The sequence below is a fragment of the Ensifer sp. M14 genome, from assembly GCF_003355565.1.
Classification (GTDB): Bacteria; Pseudomonadota; Alphaproteobacteria; order Rhizobiales; family Rhizobiaceae; genus Ensifer.
Window position 1 is genome coordinate 201414 of sequence record NZ_QJNR01000008.1, and the last position, 19437, is coordinate 220850.

Sequence of the window (19437 nt, forward strand, 5' to 3'; positions counted from 1 at the left end):
CTCCGCCTGGAATAACGGTTGATTTCCCCGCGCCGGAGCCTTCCGGCGCGACCCCCTGACTCTGTCAAAAAAACAAGAAGGAACCGCACATGAAACTGGGAAGACACCTTTACTCGCGCCTCCTGCCGGCGCTTCTGCTTTCGGTCCCGCTTTGGAGCGCGCTGCCCGTGACGGCCCTGGCGCAGGAAGAAGGTGAACTGCGCATCGCCACGTCTTACAAGCTGATGACGCTCGATCCGCATTACGCCAATCTCAACGAGAACACCTCGCTGCTCTCTCATATCTACGAGCGGCTCGTCTATCAGGACGAAGGACTCGAGCTGAAGCCCGGTCTTGCTATCTCCTGGCGGGCGCTCTCCAACACAAAATGGGAATTCAAGCTCCGCGACGGGATCCGTTTTCATGACGGCTCGGTGTTTGATGCGGACGACGTCGTCTATTCGATCGAGCGCATCCGGGATTTCCTGAAGCCACCGAGCGGTGGCTTCCGCTCGTCGGTGAGCGGCATCAAGGCGATCTCGGTTGTTGATCCCCTCACGGTTGTCATCGAGACAAACGGCGGAGCTGCGAACCTGCCACTTTCTTTCTCCTCGATCTTCATGATGAACAAGCCGGCGGAAGGCTTCGAGACCACGGAGAAGCTCAATGCCGGGTCTGCGCCTATGGGTACTGGTCCCTATCGCTTCGAAAGCTGGAGCTCCGGTGAGAATCTCAGACTCACCCGCAACGACGCCTATTGGGGCGGCAAGCCAGCCTGGCTGAAGGTTGCCTTCCGCGTGATCGAGAACCCGGCTGCGCGGGTGGCGGCGCTTCGCACCGGCGAGGTCGATGTTGCCGACGCCATTCCGGCCCGCGATGTCGACGGGTTAAAGGACCGTGGTGCCTGGATCGCCAGTATCGGTGCCGCTCGCATCAATTTCGTTCAGGTCGATGTGGACCGGGACATTCTTCCTGGAGTGACGGACAAATCGGGCGCGCCGATCGCCAATCCGTTCAAGAACCCGCTGGTCCGGCGGGCGCTGGCGCTCGCAACCGACCGCGGAATTCTCGTCGACAACATCCTTGCCGGCTACGGCACGGCCGCATCACAGGTATTCCCGACCGGCCTCCCCGGCACCTCGGCCAAGCTCTTGCCCGAGGGACCCGACTTCGAGCGGGCAAAGGCTCTAATGGCCAAGGCCGGATATCCTCAAGGCTTCAACCTGGTGCTTGCCGGTCCGGCCGGCCGTTACCCCGGTGATGCCGAGAGCCTGCAGGCGATCGCGCAAAGCTGGGCCCGCATCGGCGTCACCGCCCAGCCATCGGCCGCACCGTTCTCGGTGTTCAACACCAAACGGGCCGCCGGTGACTATGCCATCTGGTATGGCGGCACCTCCGGCGAGGCCGTCGACATTATCCTTCGCGCACTGCTCGCCTCGCCGAACAAGGAACGCGGGACCGGTGCGCTGAATTTCGGCAACTATCAGAACGTTCCCTTCGATGCCAAGTTGGCTGAGGCCGAGAGCATTGCGGTCGGCCCGGAGCGCAACGCGGCACTTGCCGAAGCCACCGAGCTTGTCATGGCCGACCAGCCAATCATCCCGCTCTACCACTTCCACCACATCGTCGGTTACGGCCCGCGCGTTGGATCCTACGTCATGCATCCGCGCGGCTGGACGACGGCGATGCAGACCTTGGCTTCGAAGGAGTAAGTGCTCATGGGCATGATCTCGGTCGCATTCGGAAGGCTGTGTCAGGCCTTCCTCCTTCTCATCGCCATGTCGCTGATCGGTTTTATTGGCATCCACAGCGTCGGCAATCCGGTCTTCAACGTCGTCAACATCGAAACCGCCACGCCTGAGGACATTCGGCTAGCCACGATCGCGCTCGGTCTCGATCAGCCGATCTGGCGCCAGTACCTCGTCTTCGTCGGCAATGTCGTCAGCGGCAACTTCGGCACCTCCTACATCTATCATCAGCCGGCGTTCGAACTGGTAATGCGCAAGCTGCCGGCGACGCTGGAACTTGCTTCGATCGCCATGCTGATCGCGGCACCCCTCGGGACGGCGCTTGGACTTCTCGCCGGCCGCCGGAGCGGTACAGTGTTTGATCGGATTCTGTTGAACGGTAGCGTCTCGGCACTCAGCATCCCGTCCTTCTGGCTGGCGATGATGCTGATCCTCGTCGGCGCCATCCTGACCGGCTGGTTCCCGTCTGGTGGCCGCGGCTCGACCGTGCGCCTCCTCGGTGAGGACTGGAGTTGGCTCACGGCCAACGGATTGTGGCACCTCGTGCTCCCGGCCTTGGCGCTTGCGATCCCGAATATCGCGCTGATTGCGCGGCTGTCGCGGTCGGGCACGATTGAGGTCGAGAGCCAGGATTTCACCCGGTTTTGCCGCGCCAAAGGGCTGTCTTCGCGGCGCATCCTCCTCCGCCACACGCTTCCGAATATCAGCGTGCCGATCGTGACGATCATCGGCCTGCAGTTCGGCGGCATGCTTGCCTTTGCCGTGGTGGTGGAATCGATCTTCTCGTGGCCGGGAGTCGGCAAGCTTCTTATCGACTCGATCCAGCTGCTCGACCGTCCGGTGGTGATGGCGACGCTGACATTCATTGCTGTCGTCTTCGTCGTGCTCAACGCCCTCGTCGACCTCTTCTACGCCGTGCTCGATCCGCGCGTGCGCCTGTCCTCATGAAAGTGATCCGTCATGAAAGCCCAAATCTTGAGCGCCTTTAAGAAGCGTCGATACGGACCGGTGCTGACCGCGTCCAAGCTGCTGCTGGCCAGCTACATCCTGGTTGCCATTGCCGCTCCCCTGATCGCGCCACAGAACCCCTACGATCCGCTGCAGATCTTCGGTTGGGAGGCGTCCTCGCCACCGGGAACAATGGGCAGCGGAGGATATCTCTATCTGCTTGGAACCGACGGTCTCGGCCGCGATATCTTCAGCACTATCCTCTATGGCCTGCGCATCAGCCTGGTGGTGTCGATCGTCAGCAGCGCGATCGCCGCCCTGATCGGGCTGACCGCCGGTGTCAGTGCCGCCTACTTCGGCAAATGGGTCGATGTCGTGATCATGCGGCTCGTCGACCTGCAGCTCAGCCTGCCGACCATCCTGATTGCGCTGATTGCTATCGTCACGCTTGGACCTGGCATCGACCGGATCATCCTGGCGCTGGTCATTGTGCAATGGGCCACCTATGCGCGTATCGCCCGGAGCGTCGCACTCAGCGAGGTCAAGAAGCCCTACATGGATGCCGCCCGGCTGATGCGGCTGCCGACATTCCGGATCCTTTTTCGTCACCTGCTGCCAAACAGTATCGCGCCGGCGATCACCCTGATCCCGATCGAGGTCGGCCATGCCGTGGCGCTGGAGGCGACGCTGTCCTTCCTCGGCCTTGGCGTTCCGATCGACAAGCCGTCGCTCGGCTCCGCCGTTGCCAACGGCTTTCAGTACCTGATGACCGGTCAGTACTGGATCAGCCTGTTTCCCGGCCTCGCCCTGTTCGGCCTGATCGCATCCATCAATCTCGTCGGCGAGGACGTCCGCCGCAGCCTCGATCCAAGGAACCAGACGCGATGACAGTAGATCACCTGACGACATCCCCCAGGCAGTCACCGGCCGCCTTGGCCTCACAGCCGCCCTTGCTGCGGGTCGAGAACTTCAGCCTGCGGTATGTTTCGAGGGCTGGGCCGACGACGATCCTGAGCGACATCAGCTTCGGCCTCTGGCGTGGTGAGATCCTCGGCATCATCGGCGAGTCAGGTGCTGGCAAGTCGACCGTCGGCAACGCCATCCTCGGCCTGCTTGCGCCGGAGTTCCAACAGACATCGGGAGCTATCACCTTCGACGGCAAGGTCCTGGACGCGATGACGACCGAGGAGCGCGAGGGGTTACGGGGAACGCGAATCTCGGCGATTTTTCAGGATCACACCGCTTCCCTTGATCCGTTGATGAGCATCGGAGGTCAGGTTGAGGAAACCTGCCTGACGCTCGACCCATCGCTTTCGAGACGTGAAGCCCGCGCCCGGGCAGTCGATCTGCTTGCTCGTGTCGGCATTCCCGAGCCTGAGCAGCGATACCGAAACTACCCGCATCAGTTCTCCGGCGGCCAAAGGCAGCGCATCGTGATCGCTATCGCGCTTGCTGGCTCGCCCGACATCATCGTTGCCGACGAGCCGACCTCGGCACTCGATGCCACCGTGCAGAAGCAGGTCCTTGAACTCCTTAGGACCCTCGTCAATGAGACCGGTGTTTCCGCTATCCTCGTTACCCACGACATGGGGGTGATCTCCGAGATCACCGACCGGGTACTCGTTATGAAGAATGGCCAGGTGGTGGAATCGGATCAAACCGCTGCCATCCTCGATCGGCCGAACCACGACTACACGAAGAAGCTGCTGGCAGCCGTTCCACGGCTTCGCATACCGGAAAAGGTGGCGAATTCTGAAGACAGGGCGGGAGACGCTGATGATCAGGGCGGTTCTCGTGCCGCCGGCAACGCGGGGCGTCCACTTCTTGTGGCCGAAGGCATCGCCAAGGAGTTCTCACCACGCGGGTTCGGTTTGGGATCTCTTTGGGGGCCGAAACGGCCAAGCTTTGGTCTGCGCGATATCGGCATCCGCCTGCCGCGCGGGACGATTACTGGGATCGTCGGCGAGAGCGGCAGCGGCAAGACAACCTTCGGCCGCATCCTTGCCGGTCTCGACACGGCGCATGAAGGCCGGATCACGATCGGCGGTCATTCTTTCGAAGCTGCGACAAGCGGTCGGCGCAGCGGCCTACTCGGCCGGGTGCAGATGATCTTCCAGGATCCGTCCGTCTCGCTGAACCCGCGTTTGACCATCGCAGAGACGCTTGAGGAAAGCATCCACTTTGGCGCTGGGGTGGGCTCCCGGGACAGGTCGGCCGACGCGGCGGGCGCGATGATGGATCGGCTGGGGCTTGCCCGCAGCCTGCTTTCCCGCCATCCGCATCAGCTCTCCGGCGGCCAGAAACAGCGCGTCTGTATCGCCCGGGCGCTTCTTGCAAACCCTCAGATCATCGTCGCCGATGAGCCGACCTCGGCCCTCGATGTCTCGGTGCAGGCCGAGATCGTCACGCTATTGAAGGAGACCATCGCTGAGCGAGATATGACCATGGTGTTTATCTCCCATGATCTCGCCATCGTCCAGGCCATGTGCAGCGCCGTCTATATCTTCAGGAACGGTCGGATCGAGGATTTTGGGCCCTCGGACTTCATCTTCTCACGCTCCGACAATGCCTACACACGCACCCTGATTGCCGCTCGCCCTCAGCGCTTCACATGCTGAGGTGCGTGGCAGCTCTCGACGCGCGGATCCAACGCGCAACCATCAGACATCCAAAACGGCTGGCGCGCATCGCCCCAGAAAGTCCTTCCATGAAAGAACACTTCACTTTTGCCCTGACTGGCCAATCGCTGATCAAGCACGACATCCGCGACATCACCGTTCCGGCCTTCCGCAAGGTTCAGTCTGTGCTTCGTGAGGCCGACCTCGCATTCACCAATTTCGAAAGCACCATCCTTGGACGTTACGGCGGCTGGCCGCTCAAAGGTTCGTTCTTTGGCTGCAGCGATCCGCTCGTGCTCGATTGCCTCCAGGACATCGGCATTGAGGCGCTGTCGCTTTCGAACAACCATGCGTTCGACCTCGGTCCCTCCGGCGTGCTCTCGACGCTGGAAGAGGTCGAAAAACGCGGCTTCCTTCATGCCGGTCTTGGTCGCGATCAGCAAGAAGTCTCGCGGGCGAGCCGTGCGACGATCGCGGGCCGGCCGGTTGCCGTCGTTGCGATGGACGGCGGTCCCGGTCCCGACTTCATGTATGCCGCGGATGGTGAGAACAATCGTCCAGCACGTCCGGGCGTCAACCGGCTCGGTATCAGCCAGAGGATCGAGGTGGATGGCAAAACGTTCGAACAGCTGGAAGCGATCCGTGACCGGGTTGGTTATACCGCGATCGATCTTGCCAATGACAGCCAACCAGATGATCGCCCGCATCTGGACCCAGACACGGAGGTCGCCCTTGCCCGCGCTGTGTTCAAGCGCTCCGACAAATGCGGACGCAGCGTCAGCATCAATGAGGCGGATCTTCACAGGAACCTTGCCGCCATCGCGAATGCGGCGAAGGATAGATCGCTGGTGGTCGCCTATCTGCATCATCATCATTGGGCATCCGACTGGTATCAGGTTCCGGACTGGGTGAGCGGTGTCGCCAAGGCCTGCATCGACGCCGGGGCGTCGATGTTCGTCAGCCACGGTGCGCCGGTGCTGCAGCCGATCGAGATCTACCGGGGCCGGCCGATCTTCTACAGCCTCGGCAACTTCATCTTCCATGTGCGCTCAGAGAAGTCGACCTGGACGGCGCCGGAGGTCTGGGAAAGCGTGGTGGCGGCCACGACCTTCGATGCCGACAACCGTCTCGTCGAGATCAGACTGCATCCGGTGGTCATCGGCGGCGACGCGGCACTAGAGGACGGCGTGCTTGAACGTCGTTTGGCACCGCATCTGGCGACGGGGACAAGCGCCGAGCGCATCTTGGCCCGGCTCGCGGAGCAGTCGGCCGGGCTCGGCACTGAGATCCAGATCTCGGAAGGTGTCGGCAGCATCTGCGTCTAGTCGGTGTTGTACCGGCTCATCGCCACAACAAGGCGGGCCGACACGGCCCGCATCTTGCGCACGAGGAATAACCATGGACGTCCGTAAAGAGCTCATCAGCCGCTTCTTCCGCTATGCTGCGATCGAGAGCCAAAGCAATGGCCGTGAACAATCCCTGCCCTCGTCGCCGGGACAGGCGGCACTCGCCGCCCTGCTTGTCGACGAGATGCGGGCTCTTGGCTTGCAGGACGTTCTCGTTGATGCCCATGCCATCGTCACAGGTGTCAAACGCGGTAGTCGGCCCGACGCTCCTTCGATCGGCTTTATCGCCCATCTCGACACCGTCGATGTCGGACTGTCGCCCGTCATCCGCCCGCAGATCCTGCGCTTCGATGGCAAGGATCTTTGCCTCAATGCCAAGGAGGACATCTGGGTCCGTGTCGTCGAGCATCCCGAGATTCGTTCCTGGGAGGGCGAAGACATCATTGTCAGTGACGGCACCAGTGTGCTTGGCGCTGACAACAAAGCGGCCATTGCCGTGATCATGACGTTGCTTGGTCGGCTGGACAGCCAAGCGCATGGCGACGTCTTCGTCGCCTTCGTGCCCGACGAGGAGATCGGCCTGCGTGGTGCCAAGGCGCTTGATCTTGCGCGATTTCCTTGTGATTTTGCTTATACGATCGACTGTTGCGAACTCGGCGAAGTGGTGCTCGAGACATTCAACGCTGCCTGCGCGGAGATCGTCTTTACCGGTGTCAGCGCCCATCCGATGTCGGCCAAGGGAACGCTGGTCAATCCGCTGTCGATGGCCCTCGATTTCGTCTCGCACTTCGAGCGCAACGACACGCCTGAACACACCGCCGGTCGCCAGGGCTTCTTCTGGTTCAAGGATCTCGTCGCCAATGACAGCGAGGCGACACTGACCTGCCTGATCCGCGACTTCGACACCGAGGGCTTTGATCAGCGCAAGCGAGGGATCGCCGAGGGAGCGGAGCGCATCCGCTCAAATTATCCCACCGGTAACATTCGCTATCAGATCACCGACACCTATCGAAACATCACCACCAGCCTCGCGCGCGACGATCGGGCCGTCACTCTGCTGTTCCAGGCCATGAACGAGCTTGGGATCGAAAAGAAGCTGATCCCGATGCGGGGTGGTACCGATGGTGCGGTGCTCGCGGCACGCGGCATCCCGACGCCGAACTTCTTTACTGGCGCCTGCAACTTCCATTCGCGCTACGAATTCCTGCCGGTACCCGCGTTCGAAAAGTCGTTCGACGTCGCGTTGGGTATTTGTCGCTTGGCGGCCGCGAACTAACTGCGCTGCCTAAATGAAGCGTACTTGGCAAAGCGCGCAAATGTTCATTGCAGTTGCTTACACTCTCGCCGAGGGTCGTCGCCTGGCGTTGCTCATCTTCGTATTCGGGGAGATCGTCAGGTATCCCGTGTTCAAGAGCGCGAGCGCCCATTATGCGTCATAGCGATCGAGCATCTTCTTGAGCTGCCTGTTCTGCAATCGCAACTTTGCCGCAAGCTGATGCCTCAGCTGCATGATTTCCTGATCCAGCGCGGTAACCTCTTTGAGGAAGGTCATGGGCGGTGGCTGGACTGCGGAGTTCACGCCCGCGAACGGGACGTCGCCTTCAACAACAAGGTTCTTGACCCTTTTGGATTTAGTCCGAATTTGCCCGTTAGAGCGACGTGGTTGGGTGGAACGTGCGCGATCCGGAAGCAACGTATCGGTTGACCGATCAATCGAAACGGGCCCCGCCTCTCTGCTTTGGTCTACGGGCGCAGAAACGGAGTCTGTAATTGCTAAATCGAGATTGGCAGCCGTCTCGTTCGACACTTCCGCCATGGGCTCTGCAGTGTCGATGTCCGGGAGACTTTGTGCCGATGGGGCATCTGCCGGCGCAACTGGTGGCGTACGCGGCTGGTCGGTCGGGGATTCCGGCGCGCGGTCTGGCTCCTTTGCCGCTCGCCCCAGAGACGCCAGTTCAACCAGATACTTCCATGGTGATTTCATCGTGTGGCGTCACCCCGAGCAATCGCTCTGGCATCCTTGCTGGTTCCTGGATCGACCAGCACGAATGCGATGACGAGGACCGATCGCGCAATTCGATCGGTCCATCGCCGAATTATCAATCAAGACCAAGCCGCTTGCGCAGATCAGCATTCTCAGCCCTGAGCTTTTCGGCCAAGGCCTTGCGGAGCCGCGCGTTCTCTTCTTCAAGCTGCAGAAGATCTGCGAACTCGTCGAGGGCTGGAGCAGGCTTTTCCACCGATTGCTTTGTCGCCGTTGCGCTCACGGGTTTCTTGGCGAGGTTCTTTGCCTTGGTCTTGGTCGCTGTCTGCGACTGCTCTGAGGTATTGTCCGCCGTCCGTTTTTTGCGCCCCCTGGTCTTCGGGACAGCAGTCGCCTCGGGTTCCTCCGAGGTTGCTTCGAGAACAACCTTCTTGGGCTGCGGCCCCCGGCGTTTTTTGGCCGGCGCGATCTCGGCCGGCGTCGTCGTCTCTAGGATCTCTGTAGTGTTTTCGTCAGCCATGAGTTGTTTTCCTCTCCAACCGTGCATTCTTGTCCAATGGACGCAGACCAGAGTCAATCTCGTGTGTTGATGACGGTTTACGGATTGGATCCGCGAGGTCACGACTGTTCCCGGCCGCGCGCGTCCAGACCGGTTAACGTCCTGCCACTGCACGGTGGCCAGCGCGGTAGAGGTGCGACATGAAATCGCCGGCTCGCAGAGAGGCCCGCATGGAGAGCATTCCAATCCCACTTGTTGGTGATGGCGTCCTGGCCCGGTTCCGGATCTTCCACGATCAACCCCCAAGGGGTCCGCTAGCCAGCTGCGGCCGCTTAAGGCTTTGCCGTCGCGGTGATCGCGCCCGTCCTCGGGCCCTTGGAGGAGCCATCAAGCGGGAATTGGCCCGCTCTGAGATGGAGCCTCACAGATGTCGCACGATCTCTCTCTTGCACAGGCCCACGCCTTCCAGCTTTCCCGCGACCTGATGGTGCCGGTCACCGTCTTCGAGGTCGACGGTGAATATGGCGTTTATCTGAACAGTCAAGCTGTCTCACTGGCATTTCGCTGAGCTCTGCGTCGATCTCGTCAGAGGGAAGGACGCCATTATCCTGACTCTGTGTTCTGTCTTACCGCTGTGACGTTCGCAGCACACGATCAACGTTGACGACATTCCCCTTCGCTTGAGGTGAGGCGATGCGATTTTCCCGCCGGGACGGGCTCGAGCCCGTCCCGGCGGGAAAATCGCGGCCGAGGAGAACAGGATGCCCCAGCTCTTCTTCACGGATCTTTCGACGCTGCGGCAGTCTGTTACGGTTGATGGCGTCGTCCACAGGCTGTCGGTGGATGAAGTCGCAGCCGCCGAGAAGCTGAACCTCGTGGACGGCATGCCGTTCATTCTTGGCGATGACGACAGCTACGATCACGACCTGAACCGGTTCTTTCGAGCTTGCCCCACGTTGGGGGTTCGTTCGCCCAACAGCTTGCGCGCCTATGGTTGGGATATCCTGATCTGGATGCGCTTTCTTGCCGAGCGCCGAGACAACAGAGCCCTCTGGGCGGCTGATCGGCACGATGTCGCAGCCTTCCATGCGGCGCGACGTCTGGCGCTTCCTCCGGCGCGCATCTCGGCCGCGAGCTGGAACCGGTCGGTAGCAGCGCTCGACAAGCTTTACCGATGGGCTCTTGAAGAGGGAATGATCGCCAAATCGCCTTTCACCTATCGGCAATCATGGCGACGGACGAACGGCGGCGGGGCCATAGCGGTCGCTGCCAATGTTGCCACCGAGCGCGGCGCACGGACACGCGATATCCGGTTCCTTTCCCTGGATCGGTATCTCCTGTTTCGCGAGATCGGCTTGCGTGGTCGTCTTCCAGACGGGAGCGAGGATCCCACCTGGCAGGGCCGCAACAGCGAGCGCAATGCGTTGTTCGCCGAATTGCTCGTCACGACGGGCCTGCGGCTCCAGGAAGCGGCAAGTCTGCTCTGGATCGAGTTCCCGAGGACGGAGCCGGTCGGTGCATTGAGGAGCCGATCTTTCCGACTGGCGCCGGCCATTGCCAAGGGTAGCAAGGGGCGCGAGATCCGCTTGCCCGAGCGCGTGCTGAAGCGTCTGCATGAATACGCGGCGTTGGAACGGACCAATGTCCTCATGCGCCTTTCGCAACCGCGCAATAGGTCAATCGAACATCCGATCCGTGTCGTCAGCCACGATCGGGGAAGGCTCCTTCTGGAAAAGGACACAGTTCGAGCCAGTGTCGACGTGCTGGCGCCGCGCGAACGCAGCCGCTTGGTATGGGCGGAAACATCCGAACCATTGTGTCTTTGGCTGGCGGAAGGGGCGCGGCCCATGCCCCCGGCCGCTTGGGAGGTGGTCTTCCGGAGGGCAAGCGTACGGTGCAGGCGGTTCGGGATCGACCTCGACGTCACTCCGCACATGATGCGCCACACCTTTGCGGTTCATATGCTGTCGCTGCTCGTGCGTGAACAGATCGGATGGGTACTCGACGAACGCCGATCCCATATCGGCGCGGCGTACCGCCGCTTGATTGGCGATCCTCTTCTGAAGTTGCAGCGTTTGCTGGGCCATAGCCGCATCGAAAGCACTCACATCTACCTGGATTGCATGGAAGAAAGCCAGGAAATGATCGACGCTGCGGTCGAGGCCTGGGAACTGCGCGTTAATGCTGGTGGACCCCTGTGATGAAACGCGGTCGTCGTGCCACCTTCCCAGTTGGAATCGAATTGTTCGACACTCAAGAGGAAAATCCGCAAAATCCGCTCGTCTTCGTCCTTCGGACGGAAGATGCCGGGAGGATCGACGTCAATCTGTCTTCCTGGCCGCTGACGGCGCTGACCCATGAGGTTGCGCCATTCCTGCAGGAGTATCTCCACCGGATGGGGCCGGCACCACTCTGGAAAACCGCAGGCACCTTTATCCGCCGTCTGCGGCGGTTCTGGCTGTTCCTGGAAGGGGCGTCGGTAAAACCTCGTCGTCTCGACGACTTAACTCCGGCGGTAATCAATGCCTATGAGGACTGGCTGGAGCAGAACGGCGGCGAGCGACCCAATCAGCGCAATGTGCTCGGTGCTCTGATCGGGGTGCTGCGCGTCGCCGCCGAGCTCAATCCTGAAAGGCTTCCGCCCGAAACACTGTTGCGCCTGAAATACATCGGTCACGGCGAGCACGGCGTCTCAAAGCCGCGCGATGCCTACAGTGGGAGGATTGCCTCGACGTTGCTGCAGGCAGCGATGCGCCAGATCATCGAGGCTCGCGACCGGATAGCGACGGGCGAGGCTCTGCCTCCCCCACTTCTGGATGTAGGCCGTGATCCAGAATTGCGCCGTCGCTATGACCTAGTGGTCGAACAGATTGTGACGGCGGGAGTAGTCGCCGGGGAAGGCGCGCTGTTCGACAATCTGCGCTACCACGCTCATAGATGCGGGCTCGAGCCGCCTCCGGTCGAGGAACTGCATGCCGGCTTCCATCTGACCCGGTACGATGTCGTCGGCTTCCTCGTCTGGCTGTCCTTGACGACCGGCATGGAGATCGAAGCGCTGCGTGGGCTTGAGGCTGACTGCTTGCGCAATCCCAACCGGGGTTATGTCGAGATCGAGTATCGAAAGCGGCGCGCGCATCATGCCCAGTGGAAGCGCTTGCGTGTCCGCGATGGCGGACGGGAGACGCCCGGAGCCGTCCTGCGGCTGGCGATCAAGCTGACGGAAAAGGCTCGGCAGCACACTGGATCGAGCAAGCTCTGGATCACCTGGAAGCCGGGGCGCCTGTCGTCGCCGAAAAAGCTGGGGACCTGCGTGGCCGCGTTTGTCGAGAAGTACGGAATCGTCGATGACGCCGGAAAATCGCTGGCGCTCAATCTCTCCAGGCTGCGCAAGACCCAGAAGGCTGACTGGTATAAGCGGACCGGAGGGCAGTTGGAGAACTTTGCCGTCGGCCACACGGTAGCGGTGGCGGCCAACCATTATGCCGACATCCCCGCCCTTCGGCATCTGCATGAGCAGACGATAGTCGAGGCACTGACCGACGCGATGGCGCCGGCTCTGCGACCTTGGATCGTTGTGCCCGCGGATGAAGCCCGGCTGCGAACCTCAGCCGACGCGACCGGGCTGCCGGTGCCGTCGGAAAAGATCGGCCCGCTCCTGGACGGAGAGCAGGATCTTTGGCTGGCGGCGTGCAGCAACTTCCGCGTCAGCCCTTTCGGTCGGGAAGGCGAAGCCTGTCCGACGCCGTTCTGGGGGTGCCTGGAATGCTCCAACGCGGTCATTACCGCACGGAAACTACCGGCGCTGATCGCGTTCCAGGCGTTCATGGACGAGCTGCGGGAGGCGTTGCCTTCTGGCGACTGGAACGAGAAATTCGATCGGCCATACCGCAGGATCACGGAGCAAATTCTGCCGATGTTCCCGTCCTCCGTCGTCGGAGGCGCACGGGTTGAGGCGGCAGAATCCTCGGCGCGGTTGCTCTATCTTCCGCCGGAGGCTTACGGCTCATGACCACTACCTCTCCTTTGAACGATGAGCGTGCCGTCTCACGCCTCAGGGTCGATGACGACATCGTTTTGGCTTCGATGCCTCTCAGGGATGGTACCGACCGAGCGGCGCTCTCGCGGTTCGGCGATGATGTCTGGGATATGGCGCCGGCGATGTTCAACATGGCCAGAAAGGCCTTTCGAACGGTCGACTTCGGCGTGATCCCCTGCGCGGCAGAGCGGTTGCTTGCGAAGGAATACATCTATGCCTGGATGAATGAACGGCGCGCCGACGGTGAGCCGCGGTTGCGGCCAGTCTCCGGCCATACTGCGCTTGCGACGCTGCGCCGGTTCCTGGACTTCGTGCGCTCGCGGATCGGCAAGCTCGATCTGGCAAACGTCGATCAGGATTTGATCGATGCATACGCGACCCATCACCGGGCGCGGCCGATCACGCCGGGGCGCGTGGGTGTGTGCCTCAGGCCCATCGTCCAGCTTCATCGCCTGGCGCCCTATCTGACGTGCGGTGGCATCACCTTCACCCCGTGGCGCGGCCGACCGGTCTATCGGGCAACCGGCCAGGGAACGCGCTGTTCGGAAAACCGGACCGCGCGCATCCCGGAGCCGGTCATCGGCGCAATGCTGCGATGGGCCTTGAAATATGTCGAGCACCTCTGCGACGACATCTTCACTGCCCGGGCTGAAGCCGATGCACTGAACAGCCGGTTCGCAGCACGCTCGCGCGCCCGCCACACGCGGCCCGCGGTAATGCTGGCCTCCTGGATCGACAAGCGTCGCGAGGAAGGAAGAGGCATTCCTGTCTGGGAAAGACCTCTTTCGATCGGGGGGCTGACCGGCAGATTGTCGCGGGGCGGCAGGTTTGATGGCGAGGTCATCAATCTGAAGCTCCTGACGATGCAATGCGGGCTGCATCTCACCACCGTCCACAAAGATCCGGCCCTGTTGTCGATGGTTCATGATGCTGTCGACGAGCTTGGGTTCGAGGTGGGCGGGATGGACACGCCGATCTCCCCGGATCCCGACACGGGGCGACCGTGGCGGGAGCGCTTCGATGCCATCAGCCTGGCGCGGGAAGAACGGCACCTGCAGACGGCCGCCTATATCGTGTGTTGCTATCTGACGGGCATGCGCGACGGTGAGGTGCAGTCGCTGCGATCCGGCTGCCTGAAACGGAATCTCGACCGGGACGGGCGAACAGAAAGGCTGGCGATCGAGGGCGTGACCTGGAAGGATCGCGGCGCTCGCGGCGAACAGGTCGAATGGATCACCATCGAGGCCGCCGTCCAGGCGATCCGGGTTGCCGAGCGTCTTTCGGAACGATTCCGCCGGAATGCGGGGACAGAGCGGCTATGGCTTGCCCTTGACGACCGCGAGACGAACAATGCCGAGACGCCGATACTCATCGCCAAGAAGATCAACCAATTCCGAGAACATCTCGATGAGCGATATGGCGCGGACGATAGTCCTGTGATCCCCCGAGTGGGAGAAGACGTCTGGCGCTTCAACACCCGTCAGTTCAGGCGAACGCTGGCCTGGTACATCGCGAACCGGCCCTTCGGGGTTGTCGCCGGCAAAATCCAGTACAAGCACGCCTCCGTGGCCATGTTCAACGGCTATGCCGGCTCGTCCGCATCCGGCTTCAGGCAGGAGGTCGAACAGGAACTGGCGCTCGGACAACTCGACGACATCATCGACTACTTCGAAAACCATCGACGCGGTCACGGTCCAGGCGGACCCGCCGGTAAGCGCGTCGGCGTGGAACTGGAGCGGGTCGGCCGCGAACTCGGCCCGCTTCCGGGGCAACTGGCCGATCGCAAGCGCCTGAAGGCGATGCTGGCGCATCTGGCGCGCACGCTGCATGTCGGATATCTGAACGACTGCTTCTTCGACCCATTGACGGCGCTCTGCCTGCGGGAGTCTGAGAAACCTTCAGCCTCGGTGCCGGTCCTGTCGCGATGCGCGCCCGACCGATGTCCCAACGCCTGCCTCGTCGAGCGACATCTCCCGCCATGGGAAGCCTCCATTGCACAGGCGGAGGATCTTCTCGCCGACAAGCGTCTCTCCCCGCTGCAACGCGAAGCGCTGCGCCTGGACAACGACAGAAAACGCAGGCTCATCGCGCCGTTGAAGGAACGCACATCATGAAGCCGGTCAGTGCAGCCACGGAACAGGCGCTTCGTGAGGCGATGGCGCGCCTCCTTTATGGGTGCCCCCGCGTGGCTGATGGCAGGCTGACGGTTGTGAATCTGGCCATCGAGGCAGGTGTCAGTCGCGCGACCGCGAACCGCGCTTCCGAGGTGCTGGAAGCCTTCCGCCATGCAGTTGCCGAGTCGAGAGCCCGGCGCAACGCGACGGATCGGCCGGCGGGGACGGCCCGGGCCGAACAGGAGCGGCGCGCCGTCGAAACCGTGCTCGCCCAGCATCGTCAAGTCCGCGCGCTGTGCCAGCTTATGGAACGGCGGCGCGATAACCGCACCGCCGACGTCATACCGATCATCGGCAGGAAACGCCCTTGACGCCGATTGTGCTCACCCGGCGCAGCAGGAGAGTTTGGCGATGTCCTTGCCGAACGAAAGTGCTGCGAGCTTCAGCCCCTCGACCGTGGTGAGGTAAGGAAAGATCGTGTCCGCGAGGTCATCGACGGTGAGACCCTGGCGGATCGCGAGAGCCGCGGTCTGAATGCTGTCGGCACCTTCCGGCGCGAGGATGTGGGCGCCGAGCAAACGACCGCCAGCAGCATCGGCCACGAGCTTGATAAGCCCACGAGTGTCGCGGGCGGCGAGTGCGCGCGGCACCTGATCGAGACCGATCGTCGAAACGCGGATCTCATGCCCGGCCGCACGCGCCGCCGCCTCGGTGAGACCTACGCTTGCGACCTGCGGATCGGTGAAGACGATAGCGGGCATGGCGCTGTTATCGTAGCGCAGGCTGTCGCCATTGAGGGCGTTCTTGGCGGCGAGCTTGGCGCCATAGGCGGCCATGTAGACGAACTGGTCGCGGCCGGTGACGTCGCCGGCGGCATAGACGCCAGCCTTGGTCGTGCGCATGCGGTCGTCGACCACGATGCCGCCCTTCGCCGAGACGGTGATCCCGTGCTCGGCCAGCCCAAGGCCTTCGATGTTGGGCGTGCGGCCCGTGGTGATCAGCACCTGATCGGCGTCGATCTGGACATCGTGACCGTCACGCGTGACGGTCAGTGACGCTCGGCCCTCGGTTTTGCGGATCGCGCGGTAAGCGATGCCGGAGATAACGGTGATGCCTTCATCCTCGAAATACCCCGTGAGCGCCGCGCCGATCTCGGGCTCGGCCTCGGGGAGCAGTCGGGACCGGCAGACGAGGGTCACCTTGACGCCGGCACGGGCGAACATCTGGGCGAGCTCCGCGCCGATATAACCGCCGCCGATCACCAGCAGCGATCGCGGCAGTTCCTCGAGGTCGAGCGCCGTCGTACTGGTGAGATACGGTACGGTCTCGAGGCCAGGAATAGCAGGAACTGCCGGCCGCGCGCCGGTTGCGATAATGATCTTGCCAGCGGCAATACGCGCGCCGTCAACTTCGACACCGCCGTCGAGGAGGCGAGCCGGCCCGTCGCGATAGGCGATACCATTGTACGCGGGGAGCAGGTCCGCGTATTTGGCCTGGCGCAGCCCAGACACGAGCGTGTCCTTCTGACGAACGGTTCCGCGCCAGTCTGTCAGTTCGGCTTCAGCAGTAATGCCGGCAAAACGTGCCGCCACGCGAGCGTTATGAAGCGTCTCGGCCGCGCGGATCAGGGTCTTCGACGGCACGCAGCCGACATTGACGCAGGTGCCGCCGATGGTGCCACTGCCGATGAGCGCCACCTGTGCGCCCTGATCGGCGGCCGTGATCGAGGCCGAGAAGCCGGCCGAGCCGGCGCCGATGACGACGAGATCGTAAGCGCCTCCATTGCGACCGTTTGTGCGCAAGGGTCGGTTGGCGACCACCAGGCTCTTCGACGCCACATCGAGACCAGCGAGGCTCGGCCCGAACAGAGCACGGCCGGCTTCCAGTCCTTCCTCGATCGACAGCCGGAAACCTGGCTCGTCGGTGGAACGTTCGTCGCGCCAGGCGGAAAGATGCTCGTCCGAGCAGAAAAAAGCGGTCGTCGCGCAGAGCGAGCTCGCGGCGCAGCCGCCTTCATAACGGACGCTCTGCCACATGACGGCCGACTGTGGCTCGACGTCGGCGAGTGCCCGCCCTCGGTCCTGCGTGGTGATCCGGATCAGTGCGCCGCAATGGCCGCAGGGCGAGGCGATCGCGGTGTCGCGATCGGTCATGGCACCGATGCCCAGCGCGTCGACCGCGCACATTGCATTCAGCGTGCGTCCGTCCAGAGTGACCCGATGGCCGGTGTTATGATCGCTGAACGGATAGGCGCCGACGATCAGCTCGCCATCGAGAACGACGAGGTCGCGCCGGCGGAGCTCGTCGAGCAGTGGCCGGATGACCATCTCACTGAGTTTTGTACGCTCCGCAAGCGCGCTTATGGTCGGGGCACCCCCGTGGTCGGCGTAGAGTCGGAGCAACGCAACACGCACCCTGTCGGTGGCGGGATCGTAACCGCTCCAGCGATTGAGCACGTGGTCGGACCCGACCATCGCCTGCAGAGCGTTCTTGACCACAGGCGACGTGACCGCCGACCAATCCGGAAACGTTACGCCCGGTCGAACGGCAAAGCTCGCCAGTGTCGCGGGCTGAGAAACGGCCGGGTTGTCCCGGGAGGAGGTTGCACAGCAATCGTTCATGGCTTCACGCCTTCCTTGCGAATCTTCGTCTCATAGGCCGTGGCTCTTGCCCGGCGATGATGGGGCCCCCACGCGCCGAAGCCGAAGCCCGCGACGATCAGGGGAAGCACCACTGCACCCACACCTGTCAGCCACGTGCCAAGACCCGCCAGAGACAGGCCGACGGCGAGGAGCGGCGCCGCGCAGCAGATCGCGGCGAGGACGGCGCCAACGGCACCTGCGCGGATTACGGCGCGATCAGTCATCTAGCTGCCTTGCTGCGTCGGGTGGGCCGGATAACCAGCATTCATGCTGGCGGCTGCGATGGCATCGGTGCTCGTCTTAGCGTCGTCGAAGGTCACGGTCGCGGACTTCGCCTCGAAGGAGACGGTCACCTTCGCGACACCGGGGATTGCCGCCATCGTGGTCTTCACGATGTAGGGGCACGAGGCGCAGGTCATGTTGTCGACGGCAAACGTCACAGTGCGTTCGGCGGCGAAGGCGGCAGGCGCAGTCATCACCGACGCGATCAAAGTGAAAGCGCTCAAACTCTTCCTCATGGGGTAGTCTCCTCTTGGTGTCAGGCGGAAAGCAGCAGCGGCGCGACGTAGTCGAAGGCGAAAGCAGCGGCGACGAGTACGGTCGCGAACCAGAGCGCGATCTGAACGAGGCGGCTGGGGACGGCGCGCGTGCAGGCAGCCCCATCGGCACAGGCCTGTCGCGGCTTCCAGTAGACAAGGTAGAAGCCGTAGCCGAGCATGCCCGCCGTTGCGGCGACAAACAGTGGCTTGTAGGGCGCAAGCGCCGTCAGATTGCCGATCCAGGCGCCGCCGATGCCGAGGCTGAACAGGACGAGCGGAATGATGCAACAGGACGAGGCGGCGATGGCGCCGAGTATGCCGCCGACGGCGACCAGGCGCTGTCGCCCGGCCTCGCTTCGCTCTGGCGTCGTCAGGTTTGCCGCAGTCGGTGCAACGTCTGCTGGTCCGTGTCGGGATGCATTCATGTTCGACCTCGCTCTTCTTGTCGAAAACCTATCCAGGCGCTAATGTGCGGTCTGTAGCAACTACAGGGTCAAGGGGTATTTTTGGATGCGCGATCACGCTGGCGTGAAAGGCCTCAAGCGCGCCGAACTCGCACAGCGCACAGGGTGCAATCTGGAGACGGTCCGCTATTACGAGAAGGTCGGCCTCCTGCCGGAGCCGCCGCGCACGGCGAGCGGCTATCGCAGCTACGACAGCACCCACGAGCGACGGCTTCGCTTCGTCTTGCGGGCGCGCGAGCTCGGCTTCTCCCTCGATGAAGTCCGTGAACTGCTGCGCCTCGTCGACGAGCGCGACCAGCCCTGCGCCGAGGCAAGCGCCGTTGCCGCCGCGCATCTCGACGACGTGCGTGAAAAGATCGCCGACCTGAAACGCATGGAGCGAGTGCTGAAGGACGTGGTGGCCCAATGCACAGAAGGCAATCGGCGGGAATGTCCGCTGATCGAGACGCTGTTCCGGGAGCCGGCGAGCTCAGCGAAATGCCAGTGAGACAGCTTGACTGTTCAGATAAACGCCATATTC

Annotated in this window: 19 protein-coding genes; 12 read left to right on the forward strand and 7 right to left on the reverse strand. The window is 62.6% G+C overall.

All coding sequences use genetic code 11. The features are described 5' to 3' along the window. The first annotated feature begins 89 nt into the window (after positions 1–89). The 6 genes from BLJAPNOD_RS26625 to pepT all read left to right on the forward strand — a co-directional run bounded on the left by BLJAPNOD_RS26625 (position 90) and on the right by pepT (position 7915). Positions 90–1691 carry an ABC transporter substrate-binding protein gene (locus tag BLJAPNOD_RS26625; protein ID WP_115422074.1) on the forward strand — a complete coding sequence of 534 codons (1602 nt, stop codon included), beginning with the start codon at positions 90–92 and terminating at the stop codon, positions 1689–1691. Between the two features lie 6 nt (positions 1692–1697). After that, positions 1698–2675, forward strand: coding sequence for an ABC transporter permease (locus BLJAPNOD_RS26630; RefSeq protein WP_115422075.1), 978 nt, complete (start codon positions 1698–1700; stop codon positions 2673–2675). Between the two features lie 12 nt (positions 2676–2687). Next, positions 2688–3563, forward strand: coding sequence for an ABC transporter permease (locus tag BLJAPNOD_RS26635; RefSeq protein WP_115422076.1), 876 nt, complete (start codon positions 2688–2690; stop codon positions 3561–3563). Beyond that, positions 3560–5293, forward strand: a complete 1734-nt coding sequence (locus BLJAPNOD_RS26640) for an ABC transporter ATP-binding protein (protein ID WP_115422077.1) — start codon at positions 3560–3562, stop codon at positions 5291–5293. The genes BLJAPNOD_RS26635 and BLJAPNOD_RS26640 overlap by 4 nt, the downstream gene beginning before the upstream one ends. 89 nt (positions 5294–5382) lie before the next feature. Then, positions 5383–6618 (forward strand): CapA family protein, encoded by a 1236-nt coding sequence (locus BLJAPNOD_RS26645; RefSeq protein WP_115422078.1) that lies wholly within the window; start codon positions 5383–5385, stop codon positions 6616–6618. A 73-nt stretch (positions 6619–6691) separates the two neighbouring features. Next, positions 6692–7915: a peptidase T gene (gene pepT, locus BLJAPNOD_RS26650; protein WP_115422079.1), complete on the forward strand. Its 1224-nt coding sequence runs from the start codon at positions 6692–6694 to the stop codon at positions 7913–7915. 150 nt (positions 7916–8065) lie between these two features. Here pepT and BLJAPNOD_RS26655 read toward each other — a convergent pair whose 3' ends face one another. Then, complete coding sequence (locus BLJAPNOD_RS26655) at positions 8066–8623, reverse strand: hypothetical protein (protein WP_147294592.1); 558 nt, start codon at positions 8621–8623, stop codon at positions 8066–8068. Between the two features lie 115 nt (positions 8624–8738). Then, entirely contained in the window at positions 8739–9143 is a 405-nt protein-coding gene (locus BLJAPNOD_RS26660; RefSeq protein ID WP_115422081.1) for a SyrB-like regulator, read from the reverse strand. A gap of 406 nt (positions 9144–9549) precedes the next feature. Here BLJAPNOD_RS26660 and BLJAPNOD_RS35700 point away from each other — a divergent pair, with 406 nt between their 5' ends. Further along, the gene (locus BLJAPNOD_RS35700) at positions 9550–9690 is read left to right on the forward strand and encodes a hypothetical protein (protein WP_173238115.1); all 141 of its coding nucleotides are present in this window, start codon (positions 9550–9552) and stop codon (positions 9688–9690) included. Between the two features lie 58 nt (positions 9691–9748). Here the strand turns inward: BLJAPNOD_RS35700 and BLJAPNOD_RS36180 are convergent, their stop codons facing one another. Further along, on the reverse strand, positions 9749–10210 hold the full coding sequence (locus tag BLJAPNOD_RS36180) for a hypothetical protein (protein ID WP_244611114.1): 462 nt from the start codon (positions 10208–10210) through the stop codon (positions 9749–9751). On the opposite strand from BLJAPNOD_RS36180, the gene BLJAPNOD_RS26665 reads away from it, so the two are divergent. From BLJAPNOD_RS26665 to BLJAPNOD_RS26680, 4 genes are read left to right on the forward strand one after another with little or no spacing between them, the layout of a single operon-like run. Continuing rightward, positions 10103–11323, forward strand: coding sequence for a tyrosine-type recombinase/integrase (locus tag BLJAPNOD_RS26665; RefSeq protein WP_244611112.1), 1221 nt, complete (start codon positions 10103–10105; stop codon positions 11321–11323). The two genes, BLJAPNOD_RS36180 and BLJAPNOD_RS26665, sit on opposite strands and share 108 nt — an antisense overlap. 41 nt (positions 11324–11364) lie before the next feature. Then, positions 11365–13131, forward strand: coding sequence for a hypothetical protein (locus tag BLJAPNOD_RS26670; RefSeq protein WP_018429582.1), 1767 nt, complete (start codon positions 11365–11367; stop codon positions 13129–13131). Further along, positions 13128–15272, forward strand: coding sequence for a hypothetical protein (locus BLJAPNOD_RS26675; protein WP_015647726.1), 2145 nt, complete (start codon positions 13128–13130; stop codon positions 15270–15272). Before BLJAPNOD_RS26670 ends, BLJAPNOD_RS26675 begins: the two co-directional genes overlap by 4 nt. Continuing rightward, positions 15269–15643 carry a hypothetical protein gene (locus BLJAPNOD_RS26680; protein WP_012092604.1) on the forward strand — a complete coding sequence of 125 codons (375 nt, stop codon included), beginning with the start codon at positions 15269–15271 and terminating at the stop codon, positions 15641–15643. Before BLJAPNOD_RS26675 ends, BLJAPNOD_RS26680 begins: the two co-directional genes overlap by 4 nt. A 12-nt stretch (positions 15644–15655) precedes the next feature. On the opposite strand, the gene merBA is transcribed toward BLJAPNOD_RS26680, so the two are convergent. The 4 genes from merBA to BLJAPNOD_RS26700 are packed head-to-tail and all read right to left on the reverse strand — an operon-like array spanning position 15656 to position 18878. Continuing rightward, positions 15656–17893: a bifunctional organomercurial lyase/mercury(II) reductase MerBA gene (gene merBA / locus BLJAPNOD_RS26685; RefSeq protein WP_012092603.1), complete on the reverse strand. Its 2238-nt coding sequence runs from the start codon at positions 17891–17893 to the stop codon at positions 15656–15658. Next, entirely contained in the window at positions 17890–18138 is a 249-nt protein-coding gene (locus tag BLJAPNOD_RS26690) for a hypothetical protein (protein ID WP_012092602.1), read from the reverse strand. Before BLJAPNOD_RS26690 ends, merBA begins: the two co-directional genes overlap by 4 nt. Next, the gene (locus BLJAPNOD_RS26695; RefSeq protein ID WP_012092601.1) at positions 18139–18432 is read right to left on the reverse strand and encodes a cation transporter; all 294 of its coding nucleotides are present in this window, start codon (positions 18430–18432) and stop codon (positions 18139–18141) included. A gap of 20 nt (positions 18433–18452) precedes the next feature. Continuing rightward, the gene (locus BLJAPNOD_RS26700) at positions 18453–18878 is read right to left on the reverse strand and encodes a mercuric transporter MerT family protein (RefSeq protein ID WP_012092600.1); all 426 of its coding nucleotides are present in this window, start codon (positions 18876–18878) and stop codon (positions 18453–18455) included. 85 nt (positions 18879–18963) lie between these two features. On the opposite strand from BLJAPNOD_RS26700, the gene BLJAPNOD_RS26705 reads away from it, so the two are divergent. Continuing rightward, positions 18964–19404, forward strand: a complete 441-nt coding sequence (locus tag BLJAPNOD_RS26705) for a helix-turn-helix domain-containing protein (protein ID WP_012092599.1) — start codon at positions 18964–18966, stop codon at positions 19402–19404. Positions 19405–19437 lie beyond the last annotated feature (33 nt).